The sequence below is a fragment of the Klebsiella sp. WOUb02 genome, assembly GCF_050058015.1.
Taxonomy (GTDB): Bacteria; Pseudomonadota; Gammaproteobacteria; order Enterobacterales; family Enterobacteriaceae; genus Klebsiella.
The window spans coordinates 2,079,709-2,095,864 of the sequence record NZ_CP170110.1 but is presented as its reverse complement, the minus strand read 5'-3'; the positions used below and the strand labels follow the sequence as shown (position 1 = coordinate 2,095,864).

Below are 16,156 nucleotides of genomic sequence, written 5' to 3'. Positions count from 1 at the left end.
TATCCCTTCCTTTTGATCCTCATCTGGTTACCACCAATTCGCGCTGGGAAAACCCCAATCTTGTCGTTATATTAGCCCCTACATAACGCACGCAAAGGAGTTTCAGATGGCACGTCAATGGTTACGTTTTTTTGTTGGAGCGACGTTAACGCTCTCCGTCGCCGGGCAGGCGCTGGCAGAAGAGGGAAAGATAACGGTCTTCGCGGCGGCTTCATTAACTAACGCAATGCAGGATATCGCGAAGGCCTATAAGCAGGAGAAAAAGGTGGACGTGGTCTCATCCTTTGCCTCCTCTTCAACGCTGGCGCGGCAAATTGAAGCGGGCGCGCCTGCTGACCTGTTTATCTCCGCGGACCAGAAGTGGATGGATTACGCGGTCGAGAAAAAAACGATTGATACCGCCACCCGCGCAACGCTGCTGGGAAACAGCCTGGTGGTCGTTGCACCGAAGGCCAGCGCGCAGAGCGACGTTACCATCAGCAGCAAAACCGACTGGACCAGCCTGCTGAAGGGCGGCCGTCTGGCGGTGGGCGATCCGGAGCACGTGCCGGCCGGGATCTATGCGAAAGAAGCGCTGCAAAAGCTGGGGGCATGGGACACTCTGTCAGCGAAGCTGGCTCCGGCGGAAGACGTGCGCGGGGCGCTGGCATTGGTTGAACGTAACGAAGCGCCGCTGGGCATCGTTTACGGCTCCGATGCGGTCGCCAGCAAAGGCGTTAAAGTCGTGGGTACCTTCCCGGAAGATTCGCATAAGAAGGTTGAGTATCCGCTGGCCATCGTTGACGGACACAAAAATGCGACCGTCAGCGCATTCTATGACTACCTGAAAGGGCCTGAGGCGTCGGCCATCTTCAAACAATACGGATTTACCACGCGCTAATGATTTTAAGCGATCCCGAATGGCAGGCGGTGCTGCTGAGCCTCAAAGTGTCATCCCTGGCGGTGGTGTTTAGCTTACCTTTTGGGATCTTTTTTTCCTGGCTGCTGGTCAGGCGCAGCTTCCCCGGAAAAGCGCTGCTCGACAGCCTTCTCCACCTGCCGCTGGTGCTGCCGCCGGTGGTGGTCGGCTATCTGCTGCTGGTGGCAATGGGCAGGCGCGGTTTTATCGGCAGACTGGCTGTACGACTGGTTTGGCCTGACGTTTGCCTTTAGCTGGCGCGGCGCGGTGCTGGCGGCGGCGGTGATGTCGTTTCCGCTGATGGTGCGGGCGATTCGCCTGGCGCTTGAAGGGGTCGATATCAAGCTGGAGCAGGCGGCGCGCACTCTTGGCGCCGGGCGCTGGCGGGTATTCTTTACCATCACCCTGCCGCTGACGCTGCCGGGCATTATCGTCGGCACCGTGCTGGCCTTTGCCCGCTCGCTGGGCGAGTTTGGCGCGACCATTACCTTCGTTTCCAATATCCCCGGCGAAACGCGCACCATCCCCTCCGCCATGTATACCCTGATTCAAACGCCGGGCGGCGAGGGCGCCGCCGCGCGTTTATGCTTAATTTCCATCGTGCTGGCGCTGATCTCGCTGCTGGTTTCCGAATGGCTGGCCCGCCTCAGCCGCGCGCGGATGGGTAAATAACGATGCTTGAACTCGATTTTACCCAGACGCTGGGAACCCACTGCCTGAGCATTCAGGAGACGCTGCCCGCCAGCGGTATTACCGCGGTATTTGGCGTCTCCGGGGCCGGTAAAACCTCGCTTATCAACGCCATCAGCGGCCTGACCCGGCCGCAGAAAGGACGGATCGTGCTGAACGGCCGGGTGCTGAATGATGTCGAAAAGCGCATCTGCCTGGCGCCGGAAAAGCGGCGCATTGGCTACGTTTTCCAGGACGCCCGCCTGTTCCCGCACTACAAAGTGCGCGGCAATTTGCAGTACGGCATGGCGAAGAGTATGGCCAGCCAGTTCGATAAGCTGGTGGCGCTGCTGGGGATTGAGCCGCTGCTCGATCGCCTGCCGGGCGGCCTCTCCGGCGGCGAGAAGCAGCGGGTGGCCATCGGTCGGGCGCTGCTGACCGCTCCCGAGCTGCTGCTGCTCGACGAGCCGCTGGCCTCGCTGGATATTCCCCGCAAGCGCGAGCTGCTGCCCTACCTGCAGCGGCTGGCGCGCGAAATCAATATCCCGATGCTGTACGTCAGCCATTCGCTGGATGAGATCCAGCATCTGGCGGATAAGGTGCTGGTGTTGGAAAACGGCAGCGTGAAGGCGTTTGGCGATCTCGAAGAGGTGTGGAGCAGCAGCGTGATGCACCCGTGGCTGCCGCAGGAGCAGCAGAGCACGATCCTGAAGGTTGCGGTTGCCGCCCGACATCCGCAGTATGCGATGACCGAGCTGGCCCTCGGCGAGCAGCGGCTGTGGGTCAACCAGCTCGACCGGCCGCCGGGCGAGTCGGCGCGCATTCGCGTTCAGGCGTCCGACGTGTCGCTGGTGCTGGAGCGCCCGCAGCGGACCAGCATCCGCAATATTTTGCGCGCGCAGGTCGTGCAGTATATTGAAACCAACGGGCAAATTGAGGTGCAGCTGGAGGTCAGCGGCCGCACGCTATGGGCGCGCATCAGCCCGTGGGCCAGAGATGACCTTGGGATTACGCCCGGCCAGTGGCTGTATGCGCAAATCAAGAGCGTGTCGATTAGCGCCTGATCACAACAGGTTGCGGTTGATAAAGTCGGCAATGCTGCTGCTTTCGTTCTCGCCAATCACCACGTTCGCGCGTGCTTTGACTTCATCGACCGCGTTACCCATCGCCACGCCGATACCGGCGGCTTCCAGCATGCTGAGATCGTTATAGTTGTCGCCGAAGGCCACCACGTCCTGCATCGACAGCCCCTGGGATTCAACCCACTGCGCCAGGCGCTTGCCTTTGCTGTTGCCGGCGCGGGCGATATCGACCTGATCGTGCCACGACCACTCGCACTCCAGCCCCAGCGTCTGGCCGACGTGCTGCGCGAACTGCTGCAGTTTAGGAATGTTTTCATCGGTGAGGGCAAACTTCCACACCGCCTTCACCTCGCGCGCCGCCTGCGCCAGGGAGTCCACTTGAGTGAAGACCGGGCGCTGTTCCGGCGGCAGCGACTCTGCCCAGCGGGCGGTACGGATGACGTGCCCGGTCGGGTGCTCGTAGAGCATGGCGTCGTCGACGTACATCAGGCCGTGCACGTCGTGCTCAGCCAGCATGTCGGTGAGGCTCAGCGCCTTATCGACCGCCATCGGATCGGCCTGCAGAACCTTTTTTGCCTGATAATCATACAAATAAGTGCCGTTACAACAAATTGCAGGTGTATCCAGAGCCAGTGCCTGATAAAAAGGATGGATCGCGACGTGATGTCGACCGGTGACGACGATCACCTGGTAGCCCGCCGCGCGGGCACGCGCCAGCGCCTCAAGTGAGGCGGGCAGGATGGTCTTGTTTGAGGTCAATAAGGTGCCGTCTAAATCCAGGGCAATCACGCGTGAGGTCATCTGTTGTTTCCGGTTAATGGTGAAAAGTTAGCAGGCCATGATGGTACACCGCTGCGCCTCAGGGGCAAATTTTTCAGCATCTACCGTTAAAAGAGTCTATACATTGCATCGAAGAAGCAGCTTGCTGAATGAAATGTATAAGTTTTCCATGTGCAGTGAGGAAAGGAGCAGTCATGAAACAAACCGTTTATACCGCCAGCCCGGAAAGCCAGCAGATTCACGTCTGGAGTCTGGATCTTGCGGGAAATTTGACCCTGGTACAGGTTGTTGACGCCCCGGGTCAGGTGCAGCCGATGGTGGTTAGCCCGAATAAAGAGTATCTCTACGTCGGCGTGCGTCCGGAGTTTCGCGTACTGGCCTACCGCATTGCGCCAGATAACGGGGCGCTGACCTTCGCCGGTGAAGCCGCGCTGCCGGGGAGCCCGACGCATATTTCCACCGACCGTCTGGGCCGCTTCGTGTTCAGCGCCTCCTACAATTCGGGCTGCGTTAGCGTCACGCCGCTGACCGACGGCCTGCCGGGTGAAACGGTGGCGGTGGTTGAAGGGCTGGAAGGCTGCCACTCGGCCAATATTGCCCCGGATAACCGCACGCTGTGGGTACCGGCGCTCAAGCAGGATCGCATTTGTCTGTTTACCCTTAGCGATGACGGCTTCCTGGCGGCGCAGGAGCCGGCGGAAGTCACCACCGTTGAAGGCGCGGGCCCGCGTCATATGGTGTTCCATCCGAACCAGCAGTACGGCTACTGCGTGAACGAGCTGAACAGCTCCGTTGACGTCTGGGAGCTGAAGGATCCGCACGGCAAAATTGAGTGCGTGCAGACCCTGGATATGATGCCTGCCGACTTTACCGGCGTGCGCTGGGCGGCGGATATCCACCTGACCGCCGACGGCCGTCATCTCTACGCCTGCGATCGTACCGCCAGCATTATCACCATCTTCAGCGTCTCCGAAGACGGCAGCGTGCTGGCTATTGAGGGCTACCAGCCGACCGAGGCCCAGCCGCGCGGCTTTAACCTCGATCACAGCGGCAAATATCTGATTGCCGCCGGGCAGAAGTCCCACCACGTCGCGGTGTATGAAATTAGCGGCGAGCAGGGCCTGCTGCAGGAGAAAGGGCGCTATGCCGTCGGCCAGGGGCCGATGTGGGTGGTGGTTCACGCCCACTAGGCCGCCCGGCTGACAAAACCTCGCTGCGGCGAGGTTTTTTTATGCGCTGCGCGGGGCGCTTATGATAGCGCCGTCTGCAGCGTGCGGGCGCTGTTTTGCAGCTGGGTGCCGGGGTTGCGGCCAATTAAGACGAACTGATATCCCCGATCGCGCCACCAGGCGAGATTCATCCCGTGGCGCTGCTCGCGGCTAATCTCCGCGCTGCCCGGCTGGCGCAGCGGGGAGATGCACAGCGCCATGGGGCCATACTCGGCGTGCATCCAGGCGATCTGCGCTATCGAGGTGCTGTCGTAGCGCAGCATGCGGACCATTTTAAGCTCCGCGCCCTGCAGACTGAGCTGATGCGCATTGAGATGCAGGCCAAGATCCTCGGCGGTGCGCGCCAGGCCGCGCTGCAGCAGCGGCGGCGAGCTGTCGAGATCGAGCAGCGTTTCGGCGCTGTAGAGCGACATGTAGCGGGCCTCAAGATCGCGAATGTTTTCATTTTCGTCCGGCTCGTGCTCCGCGGGGCGCGCCAGATAGCCTAATCCGCTACCTATCAGCAAAAAGCTCAGCGAGGCGGCAATCATTGCGCGACGGCTAAACGACGGCCGCGGCGCGGGCGCGCGGCTATCATCGGCCTCCGCCAGTCTGCGCTTCCAGCCTCGCCTGCATCCGCTCCAGCGGCGCTTCATCGAGTAACGGCGCAAAGGCCTGGCGATAGTTCTGATTGCTGCTCATCAGCCCGGCGGTGCGGGCGGCAAGCTGCCCGTCGCTCTTCAACGCGGCCTCGAAGCTGCGGGCGTCGGCGTCGCTCATCTCGCCATCCAGCCAGGCAACGATGGCCTCATCGCTATAGGGCGGGGTAAAACTTAACGATTTCAAGAGCGTTTCTCCTTCGCAGAGGGCGGGGTGGCTATCGATTTTGCCAGCGTCAGTCTTGCCGCCGCCAGCCGGCTCATAATGGTGCCGACCGGCACCGACAGGGTGTCAGCCGCCTCCTGATAGGTAAAGCCTTCGACGTACACCAAAAATACGGCATTGCGCTGGGCTTCCGCCAGCGCGCCCACGCGCCGCATAATTTGCCGGTACTGCAGGCTATCTTCCGCCATTTCACGAGAATCCGGCGCAACCAGCTCCTCGCTGTCGACGAATCCTTGCCCCATCCGCACGTGGCGCGCGCGCAGCTCTGAAATCCAGATTGAGTGGAGAATAGAAAACAGCCATCTGTCGATGCGCGTGCCCGGCGTATACTGCGCGCTCTTTTCGAGCGCACGTACGCAGGTGGACTGTACCAGCTCCTCGGCGACGTCGCGGCTGCGCGACAGAACCAGCCCGTAGCGCCAAAGGCGGGCCAGATGTGCGGCAAGCTGTAAGCGAACTTCACTGGTTGTGATTTTCTTATCCTCGTGACGATATTCAGGATTCAGGATGGCCGCTAATGGCCGCCTGCAGATCGCGATACTCCTCGCAGCCCTGGCCGCAGATCCCGGCAATCACCTTCAACTGCGCCTTCGCGAGATCCGGGCGACCTTTTATCATCCAGGCTTCACCCAGATACTCCCGCGCTTTGGCATAATTCGGCTCAAGCGCCAGCGAACGCTGATAATAGCCAATACCTTCGTCCGTGCGGCCGAGCTTGCGGGTCGCATAGCCGCGGTAGTTCCAGGCCTCGGCCGTATTACCGTTTTTTAACGAATCCAGCAGGTTCAGCGCCGTCTGGTACTCGCCTTTTTTCGCCAGATGGTAAGCGTAGTTGGTTTTATCCTGGTCGCTGAGGCTACTGGTTTTTTCCGCCACGCACTGTTTGGTGACGCTGTCGTAAACCTGCCCGCTCGGGCAGTCCGGCGTTTTACTCTCGGTACTATCATCGCCCATGGCAAAAGCCGGCGGCACGGATAAAAAAAGTAGCAGCGCCGGAACGGCCATGCGGCGCGAGGCGGGGCGTAGTGCGGATGTAAGTACGTTCATTGTAGTCTCCATAGTGGGCGAATGAGCGGCCGGGCGTACGACCGAACCGCAAGGGTTAAGCGTCGTTATGGTCTTTCATCGTGTAAACGCGCCAGCGGGAGTTTTTATTCGCCTACAAAGAGTCTTTTTTTACGGGGGGAAGTAAAGGGGGGATGGCTCCCCCCTTTGGCGTGGCGACGGTTACTGCTTAGGTTCAGCCACGATAAAGCTTCCTACGCCGCGGTTGTTGTACTCCCACATGCGGTTGAAGCCGTTGTCGTTCAGGTTACGCTGCGCAACGCCTTTTGCGTCTACCGCGCCGGTATCGCCGCTGAAGGCGCGGTTGGAGACCGCCGCGTCGGCCCACGGCTTAGCGACATTAAAGCCTTCGTTAATCACGCTATCGCGGATAACCACCTGACCGTTGGTGTTGCCGTCAACGTCGAGAGAGCGGCCCAGCTGAGCGAAGCCGTCGCCGGAAGCGGTGAAGCGGCTGTTGATGGCGAGGAAGCCGTAGGTAACGCTCTTCAGCGTCGCCGGCGCAAAGACGTAGCCCTCTTTCTGCGTGCGGGAGTTCACGACGCGGAAATCGGTGTTATCGAATACCACGGCGCCGCGGCCGGCAACGATATCGACGTCGCCTTCAATGTAGCTGTTGCTGACCAGCGTACGGGTCTGGCGATCGTTCTGCAGGCGGTTCTGCACGCCGCTGTTGGTGACGAAGAAGGTGTTCTGACGGCCTAAGATGTTGACGTTGTTCATCTGCACCTGGTCGCCGTCGCTGCGCAGCGCAACGGCCTGGTGGGTGCCGGCATCAACGCTATCGCCGAGATTATTCGCGATGGTCAGGTTCTGCAGCTGCAGACCGTTATTCTGCGACCAGAAGACCGCCGAGCACATCACGCCCACGGTGGCGGCACGCTTGCTCTGGCAGTTGTCGAACATATACCACGCCGGTTTGCCCGGCATATATTTTCCGCCCGGATTGACCAGGTGGCGCCAGCTGGTGACGTCCATTTCCGAATCGATCGCCTGGCTAATTTTCACATCCAGCGGCTTCTCGCCTGTACCGTACAGGGTCAGCGCGCCGGGGGCGGCCGGAACATAGACGGTACCGGTATATTCACCCGGCATAATCGCAATGAACAGACGGCGATTGGAGTGGCGGGTAATTGCCGCATCGACGGCGGCCTGAATCGTGGTATGGGTCACGCCCTGGGCGCCCGCAGGCCCGACGACGAAGTCAGGCTGGGCCGGCACGGTAATAGCCGTCGGCTTCCACGCCGCGGCGTTCGGATCCAGCGACTGGAAATAGCTCTCCGGCAGGAAATTTTTCGCTTCATCGGCGCTTAAAACCGGGCGCGAGGCGGTACCCGGCGCTGCCTGGGTCGAGGGTTGCTGATCGGCAGGGGTTGAGCTGCAGGCGGATAACGTCACGCCGAAGGCCAGCGCCAGCGTCAGTCGGGAAACTGAGAATGTGTTCATGTTGCTCCGGGCAAGAATCAATTAGCTATACCCGCCATACTTCAGGCCGCTTCTTTGCTGGCAGCGTGCGCCTGCCACCGCGATACCGACCGAATTATTTGGGGTGCGTGGATAGATAAGCTCTTTAAAACCTGCTTTTTTATACTAAGTTGAGCAAAACGGGAAGACGCTGCGCTAAAAAGTTAGCGTTATGCTGTTTTGCATCCTGAAGCGGAGCCGCTCGCAGTCACAAAAAAATAACAATTCTCCCTGCTTTTATTGACATTTTCGGTGGAATGAAAATAAATGTCTATACAACCCATGACAAGTTAACCGGTATGACTGAAGCCACTTCCGATCTCGTTATCTGGCGGAACGCCCGCCTTGCCACGCTGAACCCTCACGACTCGCGGCCTTATGGCCTGCTGGATCGCCACGCGCTGCTGGTGCGCAACGGCCGGATTGAGGCCGTGATCCCTGACAGCGACGCCCCCGCCGGGCGGAGTATTGATCTCGCTGGCAGGCTGCTGACGCCGGGGCTGATTGACTGTCATACCCATCTGGTCTTCGGCGGCAGCCGGGCGCAGGAGTGGGAGCAGCGGCTAAACGGCGTCTCTTACCAGACGATTAGCGCTAACGGCGGGGGAATTAACTCGACGGTGCGCGCCACTCGCGCAAGCAGTGAGGCGCAGCTGCTGGCGCTGGCGCAGCAGCGCCTGGATTGCCTGCTGCGGGAAGGGGTGACCACGGTTGAAATTAAGTCCGGCTACGGGCTGGATCTGGAAAACGAACGCAAGATGCTGCTCGTGGCGCAAAAGCTGAGCGAAAGCAACGCGGTGGAGCTGTCGGCCACGCTGCTCTCCGCCCACGCCACGCCGCCGGAGTATAAAGATGACCCGGACGGCTACATCACCCTGGTCTGCGACACCCTGCTGCCGACGCTGTGGGAAGAGGGGCTGTTTGAAAGCGTCGACGTGTTCTGCGAAAACGTCGGCTTCAGCCCGCAGCAAACCGAACGGGTGTTCCAGGCTGCGCAGGCCCGCGGAATTCCGGTGAAAGGTCACGTCGAACAGCTCTCATCGCTCGGCGGCGCCCAGCTGGTCAGCCGCTACCGCGGGCTCTCTGCCGACCATATCGAATATCTGACGGAAGAGGGCGTGGCGGCAATGAGCCACAGCGGGACGGTCGCGGTGCTGCTGCCCGGGGCGTTTTATTTCCTCAACGAGACCCGCCGGCCGCCGGTAGAGCCTGCTGCGCCAGTACCGGGTCCCGATGGCGGTAGCGACAGACTACAATCCGGGCACCAGCCCGTTCGCCAGCCTGCATCTGGCGATGAATATGGCCTGCGTCAAGTTCGGTCTGACGCCGGAGGAGGCGTGGGCCGGCGTGACCCGCCACGCGGCCAGGGCGCTGGGGCGTCAGGCGAGCCACGGCCAGCTGGCGGCGGGATTCGTTGCCGATTTTGCCATCTGGGACGCCGAACATCCGGTAGAAATGGTTTATGAACCGGGGCGCAGCCCGCTCTGGCATCGCGTGGTACGAGGAGAAATGCAATGAAGCTGTGGCAAGCGACGCCCGCCGGGCTGTGGCAAGGACGTGACGACAGCGGCGAAGCCGCCAACGCGCTGCGCCTGTTTCAAACGATAGCGCGGGCGGAGCGTTTTGCCCCCGACGAGCAGCCGGGCGAGATTGCGCTGCTGGGGTTCGCCTGCGACGAAGGCGTGCGGCGCAACCTCGGACGCACCGGCGCGGCAAAGGGGCCTGAAACGCTGCGGCGGGCGCTGGCGAATATGGCCAGCCACGACGGCCACGAGCGCTGCGTGGATATGGGCAGCATTAGCGTGACGGGCGAGGCGCTGGAGGAGGCGCAGCGGGCGCTGCGCGAGGCGGTAGCCGCCTGTCAGCGCGCCGGCAAACGCACCCTGGTGCTGGGCGGCGGCCATGAAACGGCCTTTGGCCACGGCGCCGGCGTGCTGGACGCGTTTCCCGGCGAAAAGGTCGGCATTATCAACCTCGACGCCCATCTCGATTTACGCTTTGCCGAACGGGCCAGCTCGGGGACGCCGTTCCGCCAGCTGGCGCTGGAGTGCGAAGCGCAGGGGCGCGGTTTTCACTACGCCTGCATCGGCGTCAGCCGGGCGGCGAATACCCAGGCCCTGTGGGATGAAGCGGCGCGTCGCGAGGTGCGGGTCGTTGAGGATCTGGACGTTCTGCAGGCCTATGACGAACGGGTGGCGCCTGAAATCGCGCGCCAAATCGCCCTCTACGATCGCCTCTACCTGACCATCGACCTTGACGTCATGCCGGCCCGCGAAATGCCGGCGGTATCGGCCCCGGCGGCGCTGGGCGTGCCGCTGACGACGCTGTTGCGCATCGTCGAGCCGCTGTGCCGCAGCGGCAAGCTGCAGGCGGTGGATCTGGTGGAGTTTAATCCGCAGTTTGACATCGATAGCCAGGGCGCCCGCACGGCGGCCCGGCTGGCATGGCAAATCGCCCATTGGTGGCGCTGACGATTCAGTATATTCTGCTTGTTTCGCCGCCCATTGAGAATAAGGAAAGCCAGGCTATGTTTTCACAGCAATCTCGCTCCGCGCCGGCACCGTTCTATGAAAAGGTGAAGCAGGCGATCAGCGAAAAGATCCAGAGCGGCGTCTGGCGCCCACACGATCGCATCCCTTCGGAGGCGGAGCTGGTGGCGCAGTTTGGGTTTAGCCGGATGACCATCAACCGGGCGCTTCGTGAGCTCACCGATGAGGGCCTGCTGGTGCGCCTGCAGGGCGTGGGGACCTTCGTAGCGGAGCCAAAAGGGCAGTCCGCGCTGTTTGAGGTCCGCAGCATCGCCGATGAAATCGTCTCCCGCCACCACCAGCACCGCTGTGAGGTGCTGCTGCTGGAAGAGACCCGGGCCGACCTGATCCAGGCGGCGGCGCTCAACGTCGCCGAAGGCACGCGGATATTTCACTCCCTGATGGTGCATTTTGAAAACGACGTGCCGGTGCAGATTGAGGACCGCTGCGTCAACGCCACCGTGGTGCCGGACTACTTGCGCCAGGACTATACCGCCACCACGCCGCACGACTACCTGTCGCTGATTGCCCCGCTAACCGAGGGGGAGCATATTGTCGAAGCGGTGCAGGCGAGCGCGCAGGAGTGCGAGCTGCTGCACATTCATGCCCACGATCCCTGCCTGATGATTCGCCGCCGCACCTGGTCGACGACGCATATTGTTTCCCACGCCCGCCTGCTGTTTCCCGGCAGCCGCTATCGCCTGCAGGGGCATTTCGCCTCCTGACCCTCCGCGCGTCGGCAAAAGCGTGATTGCTGACGCAATATAACAAAATTGTATTATTTCTGTTAAATCCTGGCTTGCGCATAGTTGTATAGACAAGTATATGTATTTACGTAAACAACGTTAATAGTCAGGAGAAACCCCGATGTCGCAAAGCAAATACCGCCAGCAGGACGTACGTGCACCGCGAGGCACTACGCTGAATGCGAAGAGCTGGTTGACCGAAGCCCCGCTGCGTATGTTAATGAATAACCTCGATCCGGACGTCGCTGAGAACCCGCATGAGCTGGTGGTTTACGGCGGTATCGGACGCGCGGCGCGCAACTGGGAATGCTATGACGCTATCGTGAAGGCGCTGAAAAATCTGGAGAGCGATGAGACTCTGCTGGTGCAATCCGGCAAGCCGGTGGGGGTGTTTAAAACTCATGAGAACTCACCCCGCGTGCTGATCGCCAACTCTAACCTGGTTCCGCACTGGGCGACCTGGGAGCACTTCAACGAACTCGATGCCAAAGGGCTGGCGATGTACGGCCAGATGACCGCCGGGAGCTGGATCTACATCGGTAGCCAGGGCATCGTGCAGGGCACCTACGAAACCTTCGTCGAAGCCGGGCGCCAGCACTACCAGGGCAGCCTGAAAGGGCGCTGGGTCCTCACCGCCGGTCTGGGCGGCATGGGCGGCGCGCAGCCGCTGGCTGCGACCCTGGCGGGCGCCTGCTCGCTGAACATTGAGTGCCAGCAGAGCCGTATCGATTTCCGTCTGCGTACCCGCTACGTTGACGAGCAGGCGACGTCGCTGGATGACGCGCTGGCCCGCATCAAGAAATATACCGCCGAAGGCCGCGCCGTCTCCATCGCGCTATGCGCAAACGCCGCCGACATCGTGCCGGAAATGGTTAAGCGCGGCGTGCGCCCGGACATGGTCACCGACCAGACCAGCGCCCACGACCCGCTGCACGGCTATCTGCCGAAAGGCTGGAGCTGGGAAGAGTATCAGGAAAAAGCGGTCTCCGACCCGCAGGGCACCATTCAGGCAGCCAAACGCTCGATGGCCGACCACGTTCAGGCCATGCTGGCCTTCCATGAGATGGGCATCCCGACCTTCGACTACGGTAACAACATTCGCCAGATGGCGCAGGAGATGGGCGTCGATAAGGCGTTCGATTTCCCGGGCTTTGTTCCCGCCTATATTCGCCCGCTGTTCTGCCGCGGTATCGGCCCGTTCCGCTGGGTGGCGCTCTCCGGCGACCCGCAGGATATTTATAAGACCGATGCCAAAGTGAAAGAGATCGTCAAAGACGACAAGCATCTGCACCACTGGCTGGATATGGCGCGCGAGCGCATCAGCTTCCAGGGCCTGCCGGCGCGTATCTGCTGGGTTGGTCTCGAGTGGCGGCAGAAGCTGGGGCTGGCCTTTAACGAAATGGTGCGCAGCGGCGAAGTCTCGGCGCCGATCGTTATCGGCCGCGACCACCTTGACTCCGGGTCGGTTGCCAGCCCGAACCGCGAAACCGAATCGATGCGCGATGGTTCGGACGCGGTGTCCGACTGGCCGCTGCTCAACGCCTTGCTGAATACGGCCAGCGGCGCGACCTGGGTTTCGCTGCACCACGGCGGCGGCGTAGGTATGGGCTTCTCCCAGCACTCCGGGATGGTTATCGTCTGCGACGGAACCGACGAAGCGGCGGCGCGCATCGCGCGGGTTCTGCATAACGATCCGGCAACCGGCGTAATGCGTCATGCGGATGCGGGCTATGAGATTGCGATCGAATGCGCGGCGGAACAAGGCCTGAATCTTCCTATGGTAGCAGCAACGCAGGAGCAACGCTGAAATGAAAACGTTAACGCTTATCCCCGGCCAGCTGAGCCTGACGCAGCTGCGCGATATTTACAGCCATCCGCTAAACGTCGCGCTCGATGAGCGCGCCTTTGCGGCGATTGACGAGAGCGTGGCCTGCGTCAACGCGATCCTCGCGGAAGGGCGCACCGCCTACGGCATTAACACCGGTTTTGGCCTGCTGGCGCAAACCCGCATCTCGACCGAAGATCTGGAAAACCTCCAGCGTTCGCTGGTGCTGTCCCATGCCGCCGGTATCGGCGAGCCGCTGGATGACGCCATGGCGCGCCTGATTATGGTGCTGAAGATTAACAGTCTCTCTCGCGGCTTCTCCGGCATTCGTCTGAGCGTGATTCAGGCGCTGACGGAGCTGGTGAACAAAGGCGTTACGCCGTGGATCCCGGCGAAAGGCTCGGTGGGGGCGTCGGGCGACCTGGCGCCGCTGGCGCATATGTCGCTGACGCTGCTGGGGGAAGGGAAAGCCCGCTGGCAGGGGGAGTGGATGCCGGCAGCGCAGGCGCTGGAAAAAGCCGGCCTCAAGCCGATTACCCTGGCGGCGAAAGAGGGGCTGGCGCTGCTTAACGGCACCCAGGCCTCGACGGCGTTCGCGCTGCGCGGCCTGTTTGAAGCCGAAGATCTGTTTGCCTCCGCGGTGGTGTGCGGTGCGCTAACCACCGAAGCGGCGCTGGGCTCGCGTCGTCCGTTTGACTCGCGCATCCACGAGGCTCGCGGCCAGCGCGGGCAGATTGACGCCGCCGCGCTCTATCGCCACGTGCTGACCGACGATAGCGCGATTTCTCAGTCGCATCACGGCTGCGCCAAGGTGCAGGACCCGTACTCTCTGCGCTGTCAGCCGCAGGTGATGGGCGCCTGCCTGACGCAGATCCGCCAGGCGGCGGAAGTGTTATTGGTTGAGGCCAACGCGGTCTCCGATAACCCGCTGGTGTTCGCCAGCGAGAATGAGGTGATTTCCGGCGGCAACTTCCACGCCGAACCGGTGGCGATGGCGGCGGATAACATCGCCCTGGCAATAGCCGAAATCGGCTCGCTGTCGGAGCGCCGCATCGCGCTGATGATGGACAGCCATATGTCGCAGCTGCCGCCGTTCCTCGTGAAAAACGGCGGCGTCAACTCCGGCTTTATGATTGCCCAGGTGACCGCGGCGGCGTTAGCCAGCGAGAACAAAGCGCTGTCGCACCCGCATAGCGTTGACAGCCTGCCGACTTCCGCAAACCAGGAGGATCACGTCTCGATGGCGCCGGCCGCCGGCCGCCGCCTGTGGGCGATGGCGGAAAACACCCGCGGCGTGCTGGCCGTCGAGTGGCTGGCCGCCGTCCAGGGGCTGGATATGCGCGAGGGGCTGACCAGCAGCCCGCTGCTGGAAAAGGCGCGTCATCTGCTGCGCGAACGCGTGCCGCACTACACCGAAGACCGCTTCTTCGCGCCGGATATTGATAACGCTATTGCGCTTTTGGCTGAGCGTCACCTGACGCGACTGCTGCCTGCCGTACTGCCCGATCGCAACTAACCATTCGCTGTTCTCTGTACCCGCGTCGGGGGGATATCTTCCCCCCGGCCGTCCTACACGCATATTTGTCGTCGTATAAAAATTATCAGGACACTTGCATATGCAACAACCATCGCCACAAAAGCCACATCTGCTGCGCGGGCTGAACGCTCGCCATATTCGCTTTATCGCGCTCGGTTCCGCCATCGGCACCGGGCTGTTCTACGGCTCGGCCGCCGCCATCAAGGCCGCCGGTCCTGCGGTGCTGCTGGCCTATCTCATCGGCGGCGCGGCGGTCTTTATCGTGATGCGCGCGCTGGGAGAAATGGCGGTGCGCAACCCCATCTCCGGCTCCTTCGGCAGCTACGCGCGGGAGTATCTCGGCCCGCTGGCCGGGTTTATCACCGGCTGGACCTACACCTTCGAAATGGTGATTGTAGCCCTCGCCGACGTGACCGCGTTTGGGATTTATATGGGGCTGTGGTATCCCGACGTGCCGCGCTGGATCTGGGTGCTGAGCATTATCTTTTTCATCGGCGCGATGAATCTGTGCCACGTGCGAATTTTTGGCGAGATGGAGTTTTGGCTCTCGCTGATTAAGGTGGTGGCCATTATTGCGATGATCGCGGCCGGCTGCGGCATCATCTTCTTTGGCTTCGGCCACGCGTTCCCGGCGACGGGGCTGGAAAACCTGTGGAGCCACGGCGGCTTTGCGCCCAACGGCTGGCAGGGGATTATCGCTTCGCTGGGGATCGTGATGTTTGCCTTCGGCGGCGTGGAGATTATCGGCGTTACCGCCGCGGAGGCGCAGAACCCGAAAAAGGTTATTCCGCAGGCAATCAATACCATCCCGCTGCGCATCGTGCTGTTCTACGTCTGCACGCTGGCGATCCTGATGGCTATTTTCCCGTGGAACAGCTTTGGCGAGAAGGGCAGCCCGTTCGTGCTGATCTTCAGCGGGCTGGGGATTCCGGCGGCGGCGACGATCCTCAATATTATCGTCATTAGCGCCAGCATTTCGGCTATCAACAGCGATATCTTCGGCGCGGGGCGCATGATGTACGGCATGGCGAAAGAGGGGATGGCGCCGAAAAGCTTCCAGCGCATCGCCAGCAACGGCGTGCCGTGGATGACGGTAGTGGTGATGGGCGTGGCGCTGCTGGTCGCGGTGGTGCTGAACTACCTGATGCCGGAGCAGATCTTCGTGCTGATCGCCTCGCTGGCGGCGTTTGCCACGGTATGGGTCTGGCTGATGATCCTGCTGGCCCACTTTGCGATGCGCCGCGGCCTGTCGGCGCAAGAGCGGCGTAATATCGAGTTCCCGGTGCCGTTCTGGCCGCTGGCGCCGCTGCTGACCCTGCTGTTTATGGGGCTGGTGATTGCGGTGCTGGGGATGGTCGAAGAGACGCGTATTGCGCTGATCGCCGGCCTGGTCTGGCTGGGCCTGCTGACCGCGGTGTGGTATGCGCGGGTACGTAAAAGCGCGGTTGTCGCGGTGACGGAGCAGTAAT

The 16,156-nt window shown here is 61.6% G+C and carries 12 protein-coding genes and 3 pseudogenes; 10 read left to right on the top strand and 5 right to left on the bottom strand.

Annotation, left to right across the window (positions count from 1 at the left end; all coding sequences use genetic code 11):
- The first annotated feature begins 106 nt into the window (after window positions 1–106).
- The 3 genes and pseudogenes from modA to modC all read left to right on the top strand — a co-directional run bounded on the left by modA (window position 107) and on the right by modC (window position 2,631).
- Window positions 107–880, top strand: coding sequence for a molybdate ABC transporter substrate-binding protein (gene modA, locus ABOC21_RS17035; protein WP_426815399.1), 774 nt, complete (start codon window positions 107–109; stop codon window positions 878–880).
- A pseudogene (modB, locus tag ABOC21_RS17030) lies at window positions 880–1,570 on the top strand (molybdate ABC transporter permease subunit). The gene modA and the pseudogene modB overlap by 1 nt, the downstream one beginning before the upstream one ends.
- A 2-nt stretch (window positions 1,571–1,572) precedes the next feature.
- The gene (gene modC / locus ABOC21_RS17025) at window positions 1,573–2,631 is read left to right on the top strand and encodes a molybdenum ABC transporter ATP-binding protein ModC (protein ID WP_426815398.1); all 1,059 of its coding nucleotides are present in this window, start codon (window positions 1,573–1,575) and stop codon (window positions 2,629–2,631) included.
- Here the strand turns inward: modC and ABOC21_RS17020 are convergent, their stop codons facing one another.
- Complete coding sequence (locus ABOC21_RS17020; RefSeq protein WP_426815397.1) at window positions 2,632–3,450, bottom strand: pyridoxal phosphatase; 819 nt, start codon at window positions 3,448–3,450, stop codon at window positions 2,632–2,634. It lies immediately after the preceding gene.
- Window positions 3,451–3,623: 173 nt separating this feature from the next.
- Here ABOC21_RS17020 and pgl point away from each other — a divergent pair, with 173 nt between their 5' ends.
- Complete coding sequence (pgl, locus tag ABOC21_RS17015; RefSeq protein WP_426815396.1) at window positions 3,624–4,619, top strand: 6-phosphogluconolactonase; 996 nt, start codon at window positions 3,624–3,626, stop codon at window positions 4,617–4,619.
- A gap of 59 nt (window positions 4,620–4,678) precedes the next feature.
- Here the strand turns inward: pgl and ABOC21_RS17010 are convergent.
- The 4 genes and pseudogenes from ABOC21_RS17010 to ABOC21_RS16995 all read right to left on the bottom strand — a co-directional run bounded on the left by ABOC21_RS17010 (window position 4,679) and on the right by ABOC21_RS16995 (window position 8,033).
- A pseudogene (locus ABOC21_RS17010) lies at window positions 4,679–5,483 on the bottom strand (anti-sigma factor family protein).
- Window positions 5,480–6,055 carry an RNA polymerase sigma factor gene (locus ABOC21_RS17005; RefSeq protein ID WP_426815519.1) on the bottom strand — a complete coding sequence of 192 codons (576 nt, stop codon included), beginning with the start codon at window positions 6,053–6,055 and terminating at the stop codon, window positions 5,480–5,482. Before ABOC21_RS17005 ends, ABOC21_RS17010 begins: the two are co-directional and overlap by 4 nt.
- A complete protein-coding gene (locus ABOC21_RS17000) occupies window positions 6,018–6,527 on the bottom strand; it encodes a tetratricopeptide repeat protein (RefSeq protein WP_426815518.1) in 510 nt (169 codons plus the stop codon). The genes ABOC21_RS17005 and ABOC21_RS17000 overlap by 38 nt, the downstream gene beginning before the upstream one ends.
- Window positions 6,528–6,749: 222 nt before the next feature.
- Window positions 6,750–8,033 carry a putative acyl-CoA thioester hydrolase gene (locus ABOC21_RS16995; RefSeq protein WP_426815395.1) on the bottom strand — a complete coding sequence of 428 codons (1,284 nt, stop codon included), beginning with the start codon at window positions 8,031–8,033 and terminating at the stop codon, window positions 6,750–6,752.
- Between the two features lie 275 nt (window positions 8,034–8,308).
- On the opposite strand from ABOC21_RS16995, the pseudogene hutI reads away from it, so the two are divergent.
- The 6 genes and pseudogenes from hutI (at window position 8,309) to ABOC21_RS16965 (ending at window position 16,155) form a co-directional block, all read left to right on the top strand.
- Window positions 8,309–9,569 (top strand): annotated as a pseudogene (hutI, locus tag ABOC21_RS16990) (imidazolonepropionase).
- Window positions 9,566–10,522, top strand: coding sequence for a formimidoylglutamase (hutG, locus tag ABOC21_RS16985; RefSeq protein WP_426815394.1), 957 nt, complete (start codon window positions 9,566–9,568; stop codon window positions 10,520–10,522). The pseudogene hutI and the gene hutG overlap by 4 nt, the downstream one beginning before the upstream one ends.
- A gap of 56 nt (window positions 10,523–10,578) precedes the next feature.
- Window positions 10,579–11,304, top strand: coding sequence for a histidine utilization repressor (locus ABOC21_RS16980; protein ID WP_426815393.1), 726 nt, complete (start codon window positions 10,579–10,581; stop codon window positions 11,302–11,304).
- 142 nt (window positions 11,305–11,446) lie between these two features.
- On the top strand, window positions 11,447–13,132 hold the full coding sequence (hutU, locus tag ABOC21_RS16975; protein WP_426815392.1) for a urocanate hydratase: 1,686 nt from the start codon (window positions 11,447–11,449) through the stop codon (window positions 13,130–13,132).
- Window position 13,133: 1 nt separating this feature from the next.
- Window positions 13,134–14,666 (top strand): histidine ammonia-lyase, encoded by a 1,533-nt coding sequence (gene hutH, locus ABOC21_RS16970; RefSeq protein ID WP_426815391.1) that lies wholly within the window; start codon window positions 13,134–13,136, stop codon window positions 14,664–14,666.
- A gap of 100 nt (window positions 14,667–14,766) precedes the next feature.
- Window positions 14,767–16,155, top strand: coding sequence for an amino acid permease (locus tag ABOC21_RS16965; RefSeq protein ID WP_426815390.1), 1,389 nt, complete (start codon window positions 14,767–14,769; stop codon window positions 16,153–16,155).
- Window position 16,156: the final 1 nt, after the last annotated feature.

Bases quoted from the DNA above. Each gene is read 5' to 3' on its own strand.
- modA (WP_426815399.1), top strand. From the start codon at position 107: ATGGCACGTCAATGGTTACGTTTTTTTGTTGGAGCGACGTTAACGCTC.
- modC (WP_426815398.1), top strand. From the start codon at position 1,573: ATGCTTGAACTCGATTTTACCCAGACGCTGGGAACCCACTGCCTGAGC.
- ABOC21_RS17020 (WP_426815397.1), bottom strand. From the start codon at position 3,450: ATGACCTCACGCGTGATTGCCCTGGATTTAGACGGCACCTTATTGACC.
- pgl (WP_426815396.1), top strand. From the start codon at position 3,624: ATGAAACAAACCGTTTATACCGCCAGCCCGGAAAGCCAGCAGATTCAC.
- ABOC21_RS17000 (WP_426815518.1), bottom strand. From the start codon at position 6,527: ATGGCCGTTCCGGCGCTGCTACTTTTTTTATCCGTGCCGCCGGCTTTT.
- ABOC21_RS16995 (WP_426815395.1), bottom strand. From the start codon at position 8,033: ATGAACACATTCTCAGTTTCCCGACTGACGCTGGCGCTGGCCTTCGGC.
- hutG (WP_426815394.1), top strand. From the start codon at position 9,566: ATGAAGCTGTGGCAAGCGACGCCCGCCGGGCTGTGGCAAGGACGTGAC.
- ABOC21_RS16980 (WP_426815393.1), top strand. From the start codon at position 10,579: ATGTTTTCACAGCAATCTCGCTCCGCGCCGGCACCGTTCTATGAAAAG.
- hutU (WP_426815392.1), top strand. From the start codon at position 11,447: ATGTCGCAAAGCAAATACCGCCAGCAGGACGTACGTGCACCGCGAGGC.
- hutH (WP_426815391.1), top strand. From the start codon at position 13,134: ATGAAAACGTTAACGCTTATCCCCGGCCAGCTGAGCCTGACGCAGCTG.
- ABOC21_RS16965 (WP_426815390.1), top strand. From the start codon at position 14,767: ATGCAACAACCATCGCCACAAAAGCCACATCTGCTGCGCGGGCTGAAC.